This window comes from Rhizobium sp. Leaf371 (assembly GCF_001424045.1).
In the GTDB taxonomy this organism is placed as follows: domain Bacteria; phylum Pseudomonadota; class Alphaproteobacteria; order Rhizobiales; family Rhizobiaceae; genus Ferranicluibacter.
In genome coordinates, this window is the sequence record NZ_LMQB01000023.1 from 362,502 (window position 1) to 375,760 (window position 13,259).

Consider the following 13,259-nt stretch of genomic DNA (forward strand, 5'->3'; position numbering starts at 1 on the left):
CGGACACGCAATGACACCTTCTCAAGGATACAGCCGATGCCGAATTTCAAGGGAGCGCTGATCGGTTGCGGCTTCTTCGCCGTCAACCAGATGCATGCCTGGCAGGATGTGGAGGGTGCGGAGATCGTCGCCATCTGCGACCGCGACCCGGATCGGCTGCGGATCGTCGGCGACCAGTTCGGGATCGCGCGTCGCTATAGCGATGCCGCGCAAATGATGGCCGATGGCGGTTTCGATTTCGTCGATATCGCCACCACCGTCAACAGCCATCGCGCGCTGGTGGAGATGGCCGCCGCCCACCGCCTGCCCGTCATCTGCCAGAAGCCGTTCGCGCCGACACTCGCCGACGCCAAGGCCATGGTCGCCGCCTGCAACGCTGCGGGCGTCCCGCTGATGATCCACGAGAATTTTCGCTGGCAGACGCCGATCCAGGCCGTGCGCAAGGCACTGGACGCCGCGCAGATCGGCACGCCCTTCTGGGGTCGCTTTTCCTTCCGATCCGGCTATGACGTGTTTTCCGGCCAGCCCTATCTGGCCGAAGGTGCGCGCTTCATCATTGAAGACCTGGGCATCCATACGCTCGATATCGCCCGTTACATCCTGGGTGACGTGACCTCGCTCACCGCCCGCACCAAGCGCGTCAATCCTGCCATCAAGGGCGAGGACGTGGCGACGATCCTGCTCGATCACGAGACCGGCGCGACCTCGGTCGTCGATGTCAGCTACGCCACCAAGGCCGCCGTCGAGACTTTTCCCGAAACCCTGATCGAGCTGGATGGAACGGAAGGCTCGCTGCGGCTGATGCAGGGATATCGGCTGGAGATCACCCATGCGGCGGGCACCGATACGCTCGACGCCTCGCCGACCCTCCTCCCCTGGGCATCGCGCCCCTGGCACAATATCCAGGAGAGCGTCCTTGCCATCCAGCAGCACTGGACGGAAAAAATGGCAGAGGGCGCGGAAACCTCGACTTCCGGGGCGGACAATCTGAAGACCTTCGCCCTGGTGGAAGCGGCCTATGAAAGTGCGGCGACGCTTCAGCCGGTCGCGATCGGCCCGCTGATCGCATGACGGAGGACGCGCTCGCCTTTCGCTTGACCGGCACGCTCCGGACCGAGCCGGACTGTCTGGTTCTGACGGCCGGCGGTCTTTCCGCCGAGCTGTCCGGCGGCGCCTTGCGGACCATCCGCTATGACGGTGTCGAGGTGCTTCGCGCCGTCTCCTTCCTCGTGCGCGATCGCGACTGGGGCACCTACGATCCCGCGATCGAGGATCTCGTGGTGGACCAGCGCGCGGACGGCTTCACCGTATCCTACCGCGCGACATGCCACGGCCCGGACGGCACGCGGCTCGATATGAAGGCCCGGATCGACGGTGAGAACGGCGGTCAATTGCGGTTTTCCAGCACGGCGACGTCCGAGACGGGGTTCGAGACCAACCGCTGCGGCTTCTGCGTGCTTCACCCGATCGTCGGCATCGCGGGGACGCCGGTTCGGGTCGAGCATATCGACGGGACCATCGAGGCGACCGTCCTGCCGGATCTCATCGAGCCCTGGCAGCCCTTCAAGGACATGCGGGCCATCACGCATCAGGCCCGGCCGGGCGTGATGGCGGAATGCCGGATGGAGGGCGATACGTTCGAGATGGAAGACCAGCGCAACTGGTCGGACGCCTCCTACAAGACCTATGTCCGGCCGCTCGCGCTCCCCTGGCCCTATCAAATCGAGCCGGGCACCGATGTCGCCCAGCAGGTCACCTTGCAGATCGTGGACACGCGGTCCCGCCAGGCCGCTTCCCGCGCGACGCCATCCGATGCACCTCTGCGACTGACGATGCAGGCCGGCCCGGTACGGAGGCTGCCGCCCATCGGGCTGATCGTCACGCCAAAGGACGCTCACGCAACGGCTCTCCTGCTGGACGCCGGCCTCGACCCGAAGGTTCAAGCTCTGCTCTTCCATTTCGATCCGCTCGCCGGCCATGATGCGGCTGCGTTTCCTGCCTTTGCGGCTCTTGCGGCCCGGCATCGGACATCGACCACGCTGGAAATCGCGCTGCCCTGCCGGGAGCCTCTCGATGCCGAACTGCGCGCGATAGCCGCAGCGATGGACGCTGCGGGCTTCACACCGGATGCCGTGATGGTCTCGCCCGCCGTCGATCGGCAGTCCACACCGCCCGGCAGCGCCTGGCCGGACTGCCCGCCGCTGGAGGACGTCTATGCCGCGGCCAGGGATGCCTTTCCGTCCGGCATGCTCGGCGGCGGCATGCTCAGCTATTTCACCGAACTCAACCGCAAACGCGTGCCTGCCGATACGCTGGACTTCATCAGCCATTGCACCAATCCGATCGTGCATGCCGCGGACGATCGCAGCGTCATGCAGACGCTGGAGGCGCTGCCCTTCATCACCCGCTCGGTGCGCGAAATCTATGGCGACAGGCGCTATCGCATCGGCCCGTCCACCCTCCCCATGCGGCAAAACCCCTATGGGAGCCGGACGATGGACAATCCGGACGGCATCCGGATTCCGATGGCAAACCGCGATCCGCGCCAGAACGGCCTGTTTGCCGCTGCCTATGCCATCGGTTACGCCATTTCCGTCGCACCCGCCGGGCTCGACCAGCTGACGCTTTCGGCGCTGACGGGCCCGTTCGGCCTGATCGCCGGCGCTGACGAGCCCGTCGCAAAGGGCGGACGGCGACCCTTGTTTCATGCTGTCGCCCTGCTTGCGGATCTCGCCGGCGCGAGGGCGAGCGTTCTTGCCTCGGATCGACCGGATCAGGTTCTTGCAATGCGCGTGGAGCGCAAGGCCGGCCACACGATCGTCCTCGTCAACCTGACGCCCATCCCGCAGGCGCTCGATCTCTCCGGGCTCGACATCCCGGCCGACGCCGCTGTCTACAGGCTCGATGCGGAAACGATGGTCGTTGCTGCGGCCGGCGCGTTGCAGGCCGAGCGTCTCGGTGAAGGAAACATCCTGCTCGGCGCTTACGGGGTCCTGCGGATCGATGCCTGAGCCGGTGTTCTGAACGGGTATTTTTTCGGAAGCGGCGCATCGGCGTTTGGGCTATCCTCTTTGCTTGCGGCCCTGGTCGCCATATCCGGAGGAGCCCCACGCATGACCCTCATCCGCACCCCTCTCGTGCATCTCGCCCTCGTGATCGGCCTTGCCGTTTCACCGGCGCAGGCAGCCTCGCCGCAGCCGGTTGCCGGCGAAAACGGCATGGTCGTGACCGCCCAGCATCTGGCCTCGGATGTCGGGGTCGAAATCCTCAAACAGGGCGGCAATGCGGTGGATGCCGCGGTTGCGGTCGGCTACGCACTGGCGGTCGTCTATCCCACGGCGGGAAACATCGGCGGCGGCGGCTTCATGACGGTGCGCCTTGCCGATGGTCGCACGAGCTTTCTCGATTTTCGCGAGCGGGCGCCGCTGGCTGCCACCAAGACGATGTATCTCGACGACAAGGGCGAGATCGCCAAAGGGCGCAGCACGGATGGCTATCTCGCCGTCGGTGTGCCCGGATCGGTCGCCGGATTCGAGGCTGCGCGCACCCGCTTCGGCACCTTGTCGCGCGAGGCGCTTCTCGCACCCGCGATCAAGCTGGCGGAACAGGGCTTCACCCTCGATGGCGGCGACGTCGCCTCGCTCGGCAACAGCGTCAAGAAGCTCGGCCGGGACCCGGCGGCGGCCGCGATCTTTCTGACGCCTGAGGGTCAGGCTCCGAAGATCGGCGCGACGCTGGTGCAGCCGGACCTCGCGCGCAGTCTTGCGGCCATCTCGAAAACGGGGCCAGATGCGTTCTACAAGGGCGCGATCGCGGACGATATCGTCAAGGCCAGCACCGACAAGGGCGGCATCCTGACGAAAGAGGATTTCCAGCGCTATACGGTTCGCGAACTGAAGCCGGTCACCTGCACCTATCGCGGCTACGAGATCATCTCGTCGCCGCCACCAAGCTCGGGCGGCGTCATCCTGTGCGAAATCCTGAACATCCTCGAAGGCTATCCGCTCGGCGAACTTGGCGCCGGCTCGGCGGCCACCGCGCATGTCATGATCGAGGCCATGCGCTATGCCTATGTCGATCGCAATTCGGCGCTCGGCGATCCCGACTTCGTCAAGAACCCGGTCGAGAAGCTGCTCGACAAGGTCTATGCGCAGGAGATCCGGGGCAAGATCGACCTTGCGAAGGCCGGCGTTTCCGCAGAGCTTACCCCCAAGGGGCTGGGAGAGAGCCACGAGACGACGCATTACTCGATCATGGACGAGAAGGGCAACGCGGTCTCCGTCACCTATACGCTCAACGGCTCCTTCGGCGCCGGCGTCGTCGCGCCCGGCACCGGCATCCTGCTCAACAACGAGATGGACGACTTCACGTCCAAGCCCGGCGCGCCGAATCTCTATGGCCTCGTGCAGGGGGAGGCCAATGCGATTGCGCCGGGGAAGACCCCACTGTCCTCCATGAGCCCGACCATCGTGACGAAGGACGGCAAGCCGTTCATGGTCATCGGCAGTCCGGGCGGCGCCCGCATCATCACGATCACGCTCGAGGCCATCCTGAACGTCATCGACCATGGCATGACGCTGCAGGAGGCGATCGATGCGCCGCGCCTGCACCATCAATGGATGCCGGATTCGGTGGCCATCGAGCCTTTCGCTCTTTCCGCCGACACGCTGAAGATCCTCCAGGGCATGGGCCATGACATCGGGCCGGACAAGAACTGGCCCGTCTGGGGTCAGGCGGCCGGCATTCTCGTCGGCGGCAAGACGGCGGCGGAAGCAGCGGCAACGAAAGGCGGCGCCCGCTACTATGGGGCCATGGACAGCCGCGCGGCATCGGGTGCCGCGCGGGGTTATTGAACGCTCACGCAAACAGCGCGCGCATCGCCTCGATCTCGTTGTCGCGGATATCGTGGCCACCATTGTGCCAGGAAAGCTGCGTCGTCGCACCCTGTGCCGTGAAATAGTCGGCGAGCGCGATGGTCAGCGGCGTCGGGCAGATGGGATCGCGCTCGCCTGCCGTGACGAGAATGCGGCGCCCGGCAAGGCCCGGTGCCGGCGCCGGCTGAAACGGGATCAGCGGATGCAGGAGTGCGGCCCGGTCGAAGAGATCGGGCGCCTCCACCAGCATATTCGCGAGAATATTGGCGCCATTGGAAAAGCCGAGGCCGAAGATCTCGGATGCTCCGACCGCTTCGGCCTTTTCGCGCACAAAGGCGGCCAGCTTCTGCGTCCCGCGGGCGAGATCCGCCATGTCGTAGACGCCCTCGCCGGTGCGGCGGAAGAAGCGGGCGGCACCGTGTTCCGAGATGTCACCGCGCGGCGACAGGATGGTCGCGTCCGGGCGCAGCTGGCTTGCGAAGGTGAAGAACTGGTTTTCGTCGCCGCCGGTTCCATGCAGCGTCACGAGAAGCGGTGCGCCCGGTGCGCCCGTCTTCATCAGGTGCGTGTAGTTCCTATCGGTCATGACAATGCTCCTGCCGGAGGCCACCGCATGTCTGCGACGGCTCCGGATTCTGACTGTTCCGTTTTCGGTGGTGGCTTGAAGCGCGTCGCGATCTTTCCGATTCGCTCTTTGCGCTTCAAGTCCCTGTTCTAAGCATGCCGTTGTCGCGAAACCGCGGCACACTTTGCGCGACACACTTTAGTCGAGCTTTTCCAGCTGCTGCTCGAGGATCGGCCGCAGGTGCTTGTGCTGCTGCGGCAGCTTCAGCGCTTCGCCGAGATGCGCCCGTTCCTCGTCACGCTCGAAGCCCGGCTCGTTGGTGGCGATTTCGAACAGCACGCCGCCCGGCGTGCGGAAGTAGATCGCCCAGAAGTAATCGCGATCAATCACCGGGGTGACCTGATAGCCCGTGTCCATCAGAGCCTTGCGCACCTCGAGCTGGGCTGCACGATTGTCGACGGCGAAGGCGACATGGTGGACCGAGCCTGCACCCTGACGGCTGCCGGCTGCGTCCGGCAATGTCTCGATGTCGATGACACCCGCTGCCTTTGCGCCCGGCACCAGAAGGCGCGTGACGCCGTCTCGCGTCTCCAGCGTGTCGTAGCCCATGAAACCGAGAAGCTCCGATGTCGCGCCTGCATCCCTCAGCCGCATGGCCACCGAGTGGAAGCCGCGAATGGCGTGATCCTCACCGATGCCCCCATTCGTCCAAGGCGTGCGCGGATCGTCGGCCGTCTCGACCAGTGCGAAGCCATCGCCATCCGGACCCTTGAACGACAGACGCTTCTCGCCGAAAGTCTCGCTCGGCGTCACCTCGGCCACGCCTTTCTGGGTCAGGCGATCCGCCCAGAAGGGAAGCGAGCCCTTGGGAACCGCGAAGACGGTCGTGCCGACTTCCCCGGCGCCGGGACGGCCGCGAGCGATATGCGGGAACGGGAAGTAGGTCATGACCGTACCGGGCGTGCCGATCTCGTCGCCGTAATAGAGGTGATAGACGTCGGGCGCGTCGAAATTGACCGTCTTCTTGATCCGGCGAAGGCCGAGCACATCGGTGAAGAACGCATTGTTGACGCGGGCATTGGCCGCCATCGACGTGACGTGATGGAGCCCCTTGATATGGTCGATCATGATCTCATCCTTTCCTGCCCGGATGTGTTGCCGCCGTTTGGCTGCCGGGCGTCTGATGAGGTCAAGATGGTGCAGGAGGCCGGCTGGCGATAGAGGATCGATGCAGGACGGATTGTTCTCAATTTCGAGAACAATCCGGTTTCGTTGTTCACACCTCGGAAGCCGGCGGCGAATCCCGTATCCGCCGCCGAAACGCGTCTTCGACTAGGCGCGATCGAGGGCGAAGAGAACCGAATTTGGCCTCATGCCCTGCGTGCTGTGCTCGCCGTAAAGCGTTTCCCCGGTCGCCGGGGGCAGATCGGCGGGGATGTCACCGAAATTGGCGCGCAGCTGCAGGCGGCGGTCGCCGAGCTGCCAATCGATGGCGAGCAATCTTCTCTCTGCGGTGAGGATCGTCCCAGCCGAGAGCGTGTTGGGCGCGGCGAGCAGCAGCGGCACGATCGCACGCTTGCGGATGGCGATCAGATCGCGATAGAGCGCACGCCAAGCCTGCCCCTCCTCGGTCTCGGCCTTCGACCAGTCGAGGCGGGTGTTCTCCATCGTGTCCAAGGCATTCGGGTCTGCGACATCCTCGACGGACTTGCCCTCCGGCAGACCGCCGAAATTGTCCATGTCGGTGCGCCGGCCCTCGCGCACGGCCTTGCCGAGTTCGCCGTCGTAATCGGTAAAGAACAGGAAGGGACGCGTCTCGCCATATTCCTCGCCCATGAACAGCATGGGAATATGGGGCGCGAGCATGGTGACGACGGTCAGGGCCTTGAGCATTTCCTTCGACGTCAGCGTGATCAGGCGATCGCCGAACGCGCGATTGCCGATCTGGTCATGGTTCTGCAGGAAGCCGACAAAGGCCTCCATCGGCATCGGCTCGCTCATCTCGACCGGCTCCTGACCGGGAAAGATATAGCCTTCGGTCAGTGCACGCGCGAGGTTCTCGACCGGCTTGTCGATGAACTTGCCGTAGTAGCCCGTCTTCTCGCCCGTGGCGACGACATGTGCCGCATGGTGGTAGTCGTCGTTCCAGTCGGCATCGTAGAGCAGCGCTTCGTTGTCGTCGCTGCGGCGCAGTTCGATATGGTTGGCGGGGTCCTCGGTGACGAGGTGGATATGGCGGCCTTGAAACTCGGAGCGGGCCAGGCGTGCGATCTCGATGAGGACATGCGTTTCCGCGTCGTCGAAGATCATGTCGATCGCGTCGAAGCGCAGGCCGTCGATCCGGAATTCACGGAGCCAGTACAGTGCGTTGCCGACGAAGAAATCACGCACCGGATCCTTGCTGTAGGCGATGGCCGCGCCCCAGGGCGTCTTCTTGCCCTCGCGGAAGAAATCCGGCGCATAGGCACCCAGGTAGTTCCCGTCGGGGCCGAAGTGATTGTAGACGACATCCATGTAGACCATCAGGCCGAAGCCGTGAGCGGCATCGATGAAGGCTTTGAGGTCGTCCGGCGTCCCGTAGGCATTGTGCGGCGCGTAGGGGTAGACACCGTCGTAACCCCAGCCTCGCGTGCCGCCGAACTGCGAGACGGGCATGATCTCGACGGCCGTGATGCCGGTTTCCGCCAGATCGGCAAGCTTGTCGATTGCCGCCCGGAATGTGCCTTCCGGCGTAAACGTTCCGATATGAAGTTCATAGAGGATCGTTTCGGCCCAGGGCATGCCGTTCCAGCCGGTGTTCCGCCATTCATAGGCGTCGGGATCGACCAGCACTGCGGGACCGTGAACGTCCTCCGCGAGCGCGCGGGCTGCAGGGTCCGGCACGACCTTGCCGTCCGGCAGCACGAAGGCATAGGTCGCACCGGGTTTTGCCTCGGGAATGACGGCCTCGAACCAGCCCTCGCCTGCCTTGCCCATCTCGTGATCCGCGCCGTCCAGCCGAAGCGTCAGCCGATCCTCGCCCGGCGCCCAGAGACGGAACCGCGCGCCTCCCCCGTCCAGAAGCTCGGGCCCCCAAGCGGTGGTCTGCTGGTTTGCGGAAGGGTCAACACTCTCGGTTGTCATCAGGGAGTCCATCCTGTCCTCGTCTCGGTTCTGGCTCCGGTTTGGCCCGGAGGTGTGGTGCGTCGTGCGCCCCGCATCGGCTTTTATCCGCCCCTCAACAACCGGATCCGGGCAAAGGTTCCGGGTGCGATCAAGCGAATGCTGCACTGCGAATGCATATGCGTCGCGACGGCCGCACATCCAGGGACGACGATGTCGGACACGCAATGTTTATCGGTGATTGAACTTGTTGTGGCCACGCCCGTTAGAGCCCGGATGCGTAGATCAGCGAGGCCCGGCAAGAGCGGAACCATTGGCTATGCCATGAAAAGATTCCCGATGCGCAAGGGAACAAAATGATGCGCCGCACAATTTCTGAACGGGCCGAAACAGGGGATGCCGTCATGGACGCCAGAGTCAAACAATATGCAGTCGAGCCGGGGTTCTGGCACACGCTGGGAGCGACGCCCGACAAGGATGGCGTCAATTTCGCGATCTTCTCCGCCCACGCCGAGCGGATCGAGCTTTGCCTGTTCGACGACAGCGGCGCCGTCGAAGTCGCCCGGATCGAACTTCCGGAATATACCAACGAGATCTGGCACGGCTACATCCCCGGCCTGAAACCCGGTGCGCTTTACGGCTACCGTGTGCATGGGCCCTACGATCCGGAGCGTGGTCATCGCTTCAACCCGAACAAGCTTCTGGTGGACCCCTATGCCCGCGAGCTCGTGGGTGACGTTCAATGGTCCAAGGCGCATTTCGCCTATGACATGGACGCGGAAGACGACAAGGATCTCACCTTCAACACGCTCGACAGCGCGTCTGTCACGCCGAAGGGGCGGGTCATCGATCCGAAGACCTACGACTGGAAGGGCGACCGCGGACCGATCGTCCCATGGTCGAAGACCATCTTCTACGAAACGCACGTCAAAGGCTTCACCAAGCTGCATCCTGCCATTCCGGAAAACCTGCGCGGCACCTTCGACGGCATGGGTCACAAGGCCGCCGTCGATTATCTGAAAAGTCTTGGCATAACCTCGGTCGAGCTGCTGCCGACGCACTTCTTCCCCGACGACAGCATGCTGGTCGACAAGGGCCTGCACAATTACTGGGGCTACAACACGCTCGGTTTCTTCGCGCCGGCAACGCGCTATTACGGTCCCCGCGCGCTCGACGGCTTCCGCGACATGGTTCGTGCGCTGCACGATGGCGGTATCGAGGTCATTCTCGACGTGGTCTACAACCATACGGCCGAGGGCAACGAACTCGGACCGACGCTCTCCTTCAAGGGCATCGACAACTTCTCCTACTATCGCACCCTGCCGGATAACCATCGCTATTACATCAACGACACCGGCACCGGGAATACGGTCAACACCTCGCATCCCCGCGTCCTGCAGATGGTGACGGATTCACTCCGCTACTGGGTCGAGGACATGCATGTCGATGGCTTCCGCTTCGACCTCGGCACCATTCTCGGCCGCGAACCCGAGGGCTTCGATGAGCGCGGCGGCTTCTTCGACGCCGTCACGCAGGATCCGGTCCTCTCCAAGGTCAAGCTCGTCGGCGAGCCGTGGGATATCGGACCGGGCGGCTATCAGGTCGGCGGCTTCCCGCCCGGCTGGGCCGAATGGAACGACAAATATCGCGACACGGTCCGCGACTACTGGATGGATACGGACGGAACGGCACCGGACTTCGCAGCCCGCTTCTTCGGCTCCGGCGATATCTACGATCTTCGTGGTCGCCGCCCCTGGTCCAGCGTCAACTTCGTCGCAGCGCATGATGGCTTCACCATCAACGACCTCGTTTCCTATAACGAGAAGCACAACGACGCGAATGGCGAGGACAACAAGGACGGCCACGGCGACAATCGCAGCTTCAATTATGGCGCCGAAGGTCCGACCGACGACGAGACCATCAACGCGACCCGCGAGCGCCAGAAGCGCAACTTCCTCGCCACATTGCTGCTCTCGCACGGCACGCCGATGATTCTGGGCGGCGACGAGTTCGGCCGCAGCCAGATGGGCAATAACAATGGCTACTGCCAGGACAGCGATATCAGCTGGATCCACTGGGAGAACCTGCCGCCCAGCGCAGAGGTCCTGCGCGAATTCGTTCGCCGGCTGACGACGCTGCGTGCCAACCAGCCGCTTCTGCACCGCGAGAACTGGCGCGACGGCATGGTCATCACCTGGTTGAATGCTGGCGGCGGCGAGCAGACCGAGGAGCAGTGGCAGGACGGCGGCGGCACGACGATCGGCGCCATGATCTCGCGCGAAGACCTTGTCGAAAAGGACGGCGTCTGGTCACAAATCCTGATGATCTTCAATCCGCATGACGGCGTCGTACCGTTCGTGCTTCCCGAATGCCCCGGCGGCAACTGGGTCCTCGAACTGACGACGGACGATCCGGACGTTGAGGCGCAGCCTGTCGATGCGGCCGAGCCGTTCGACATGCAGGCCCGCAGCCTCGCGGTCTTCCGCCCGGCCTGACCGGTTCCGGCCGGCACGCCGTCTGCGGGCCGGCGGGGATAGCCACACGAAAAAGCCGGTCTGACACGCGGTCAGGCCGGCTTTTCTTCATTGGTGGTACGAAGCAATCTCAAAGCGATCAGGCGACCGCTTTTCTCGCCTTGGCGATGACCCGGCCGTAGAGCTCGGCATATTGCTCGGCGCTTCGCTCCCAGGAGAAATTGGCCTTCATGCCCTGGTTCTGCAAGCGGGCCCACTTCTTCGGATCCCGATAGGCATGGAATGCCCGGTGGATGGCAAGGCGCAGATTGTCGCTCGTGGCGGGGTGAAACTGAAAGCCGGTGGCCACGCGTGCGGACATGGCCGCATCATTCGCATCGATGATCGTTTCCGAAAGGCCGCCGGTGCGCGACACGACCGGCACGGCACCGTAGCGCAGCGCGTAGAGCTGCGTCAGGCCGCAAGGCTCGAAGCGGGATGGCTGGATGATGATATCGGTGCCGCCATGCACGAGATGCGCCGTTTCCTCGTCATAGCCGATCCGAACGCCGATCCTGCCGGGATGACGGCCTGCGGCAAGCAGGAGCTGCGTTTCGATATCCTTCGAGCCCTTGCCGAGCACGATCAGCTTTCCACCCAGCGCCGCGATCTCTTCTGCGACTTCGGCCAGCATATCGCCGCCCTTCTGCCAGGTCAGCCGGGTGACGGCCGCAAAGACAGGTCCCGGTGTCGGATCGAGCCGGAAGGTCTCAAGCAGGCGGGTGCGGTTGAGACTGCGATTGCGGATCTGCCGGACATCGTATCGCGCCGGAAGGTAGGGATCGGTCGCCGGATCCCAGATTTCGCTGTCGATGCCGTTGACGATCCCGGTAAACGTATCGAGCCGCGACAGAAGCGCGCCTTCCATGCCCATTCCGAGCTCCGGTGAGACGATTTCGCGGGCATAGGTCGGGCTGACGGTGGTGATCGCGCTTGCCGTGCGGATGCCGCCCTTGAGATAGCTCATATCGCCGTAATATTCGAGGCAATCGATCGACAGGGCTTCGGGCGGGAGGCCGATATCCTTCAGGTGCGCGGCCGAATACTGACCCTGAAAAGCGAGATTGTGAATGGTAAGAACCGAGGGGATCGCCTGCGCATTGGTGGAATAGCGCATGTAGACCGAGGTCAGCGCCGTCTGCCAGTCATGCGTATGGACGAGATCGGGTGTCCAATCCGGCAGAAGTCCGCCCGCGACAGCCGACGCCACGTATGACAGCACGGCGAAGCGCTTCCAATTGTCGGGATGGTCGATGCCATCCTCGCCGACATAGGGCCCGCCCGGACGGTCATAGAGCGCCGGTACGTTCAGCACCAGGAGGTCGAGACCCTGGCATTCGGCCTCCAGCAGCCAGGCCGGATTTCCGAAGAGATCGGGAAAGAAATGCACGGGCCGCGCATCGCTGATCTCGGCGAGAACGGAGGTATAGCCGGGGATTAGGCTTCGGGTCCGATAGCCGCGTGCGGCCAGCACTTTCGGCAGAGCCCCTGTCACATCGGCGAGGCCGCCGGTCTTGATCAAAGGGAAGATTTCCGACGTTACAGACAGTACGTTCACGAAGGCCACGTTCCTCTTGGCAATCCGGAGGGATTGCCGGCTGAAATGGAGGTCGGGAGAAAAGCGAAACCCCTCATGCTCCAATGATGGAGGAAAGCGATCCCCCTGTCCGCACAAATATTGCGGAGCAGGCGAGAAACTTGTGCGGTGCGAGAGGAGAGACACCCACCGGGCGGATCGATCGGCGGCGGGTGCCGTTACACGGGGAAATCAGGCACCGGGCGAACCCGGCGCCTGTGCGGTCTCAGACCGTTTTTCGCTTGCGCTTGGCGCCGGGATTTGCCGCAGCGCCACCCTCCACGACGGACAGCGGAGGCTTCGCCGGCTCGGCTTTTGCAGGTTTGTCGACGGGCGCGGCATTCTTTTCAGAGCGCTGCGGCTCTTCAGGGCTGTCCGGCTCGCCCAGCACGGACGTGTTCTCGGCCGTTGCGTGTTCCTGATGCGCCTTGCTCCAATGCTCATCATGGCGACCTTCCGGCCGACCTTCGGACTCCCACAAGGCATAGGCCCGCTTCTTGATCAGGTCTTCGTCTTTCTCGGTCATGGCCTTCTCCCTTTGATGATCGGATTACCGCCACTCCCAAATTAAGGAGCGCCGATTTGGTTCCAGAGCAGGATCGATATACTGCCTGTTCCCGGCGCTTCCC

At 63.8% G+C, this 13,259-nt stretch carries 9 protein-coding genes; 4 read left to right on the forward strand and 5 right to left on the reverse strand.

From position 1 onward, the window contains the following. The first annotated feature begins 36 nt into the window (after positions 1–36). The 3 genes from ASG39_RS12435 to ggt all read left to right on the forward strand — a co-directional run bounded on the left by ASG39_RS12435 (position 37) and on the right by ggt (position 4,853). The gene (locus ASG39_RS12435) at positions 37–1,071 is read left to right on the forward strand and encodes a Gfo/Idh/MocA family oxidoreductase (RefSeq protein ID WP_062595295.1); all 1,035 of its coding nucleotides are present in this window, start codon (positions 37–39) and stop codon (positions 1,069–1,071) included. Continuing rightward, the gene (locus ASG39_RS12440) at positions 1,068–3,011 is read left to right on the forward strand and encodes a hypothetical protein (RefSeq protein WP_082477201.1); all 1,944 of its coding nucleotides are present in this window, start codon (positions 1,068–1,070) and stop codon (positions 3,009–3,011) included. The genes ASG39_RS12435 and ASG39_RS12440 overlap by 4 nt, the downstream gene beginning before the upstream one ends. Positions 3,012–3,113: 102 nt before the next feature. Then, positions 3,114–4,853 carry a gamma-glutamyltransferase gene (ggt, locus tag ASG39_RS12445; RefSeq protein ID WP_062595296.1) on the forward strand — a complete coding sequence of 580 codons (1,740 nt, stop codon included), beginning with the start codon at positions 3,114–3,116 and terminating at the stop codon, positions 4,851–4,853. 4 nt (positions 4,854–4,857) lie between these two features. On the opposite strand, the gene ASG39_RS12450 is transcribed toward ggt, so the two are convergent. From ASG39_RS12450 to treZ, 3 genes are all read right to left on the reverse strand, one after another. Further along, on the reverse strand, positions 4,858–5,460 hold the full coding sequence (locus tag ASG39_RS12450; RefSeq protein WP_062595297.1) for an alpha/beta hydrolase: 603 nt from the start codon (positions 5,458–5,460) through the stop codon (positions 4,858–4,860). Positions 5,461–5,637: 177 nt separating this feature from the next. Beyond that, complete coding sequence (locus ASG39_RS12455) at positions 5,638–6,567, reverse strand: VOC family protein (RefSeq protein WP_062595298.1); 930 nt, start codon at positions 6,565–6,567, stop codon at positions 5,638–5,640. A gap of 204 nt (positions 6,568–6,771) precedes the next feature. Next, positions 6,772–8,562: a malto-oligosyltrehalose trehalohydrolase gene (gene treZ, locus ASG39_RS12460; RefSeq protein WP_062595580.1), complete on the reverse strand. Its 1,791-nt coding sequence runs from the start codon at positions 8,560–8,562 to the stop codon at positions 6,772–6,774. A gap of 383 nt (positions 8,563–8,945) precedes the next feature. Between treZ and glgX the strand changes: the two genes are divergently transcribed. Beyond that, positions 8,946–11,036: a glycogen debranching protein GlgX gene (gene glgX / locus ASG39_RS12465; protein ID WP_062595581.1), complete on the forward strand. Its 2,091-nt coding sequence runs from the start codon at positions 8,946–8,948 to the stop codon at positions 11,034–11,036. A 118-nt stretch (positions 11,037–11,154) separates the two neighbouring features. On the opposite strand, the gene glgA is transcribed toward glgX, so the two are convergent. Then, positions 11,155–12,612, reverse strand: coding sequence for a glycogen synthase GlgA (glgA, locus tag ASG39_RS12470; RefSeq protein WP_062595582.1), 1,458 nt, complete (start codon positions 12,610–12,612; stop codon positions 11,155–11,157). A gap of 244 nt (positions 12,613–12,856) precedes the next feature. Then, the gene (locus ASG39_RS12475; RefSeq protein WP_062595299.1) at positions 12,857–13,156 is read right to left on the reverse strand and encodes a DUF2934 domain-containing protein; all 300 of its coding nucleotides are present in this window, start codon (positions 13,154–13,156) and stop codon (positions 12,857–12,859) included. Positions 13,157–13,259: the final 103 nt, after the last annotated feature.

What these genes read in the sequence shown, in the direction of transcription:
- treZ (WP_062595580.1), bottom strand. Translation starts at nt 8,562, where the DNA reads ATGACAACCGAGAGTGTTGACCCTTCCGCAAACCAGCAGACCACCGCT.
- glgX (WP_062595581.1), top strand. Translation starts at nt 8,946, where the DNA reads ATGGACGCCAGAGTCAAACAATATGCAGTCGAGCCGGGGTTCTGGCAC.
- ASG39_RS12455 (WP_062595298.1), bottom strand. Translation starts at nt 6,567, where the DNA reads ATGATCGACCATATCAAGGGGCTCCATCACGTCACGTCGATGGCGGCC.
- ASG39_RS12435 (WP_062595295.1), top strand. Translation starts at nt 37, where the DNA reads ATGCCGAATTTCAAGGGAGCGCTGATCGGTTGCGGCTTCTTCGCCGTC.
- ASG39_RS12450 (WP_062595297.1), bottom strand. Translation starts at nt 5,460, where the DNA reads ATGACCGATAGGAACTACACGCACCTGATGAAGACGGGCGCACCGGGC.
- ASG39_RS12440 (WP_082477201.1), top strand. Translation starts at nt 1,068, where the DNA reads ATGACGGAGGACGCGCTCGCCTTTCGCTTGACCGGCACGCTCCGGACC.
- ASG39_RS12475 (WP_062595299.1), bottom strand. Translation starts at nt 13,156, where the DNA reads ATGACCGAGAAAGACGAAGACCTGATCAAGAAGCGGGCCTATGCCTTG.
- ggt (WP_062595296.1), top strand. Translation starts at nt 3,114, where the DNA reads ATGACCCTCATCCGCACCCCTCTCGTGCATCTCGCCCTCGTGATCGGC.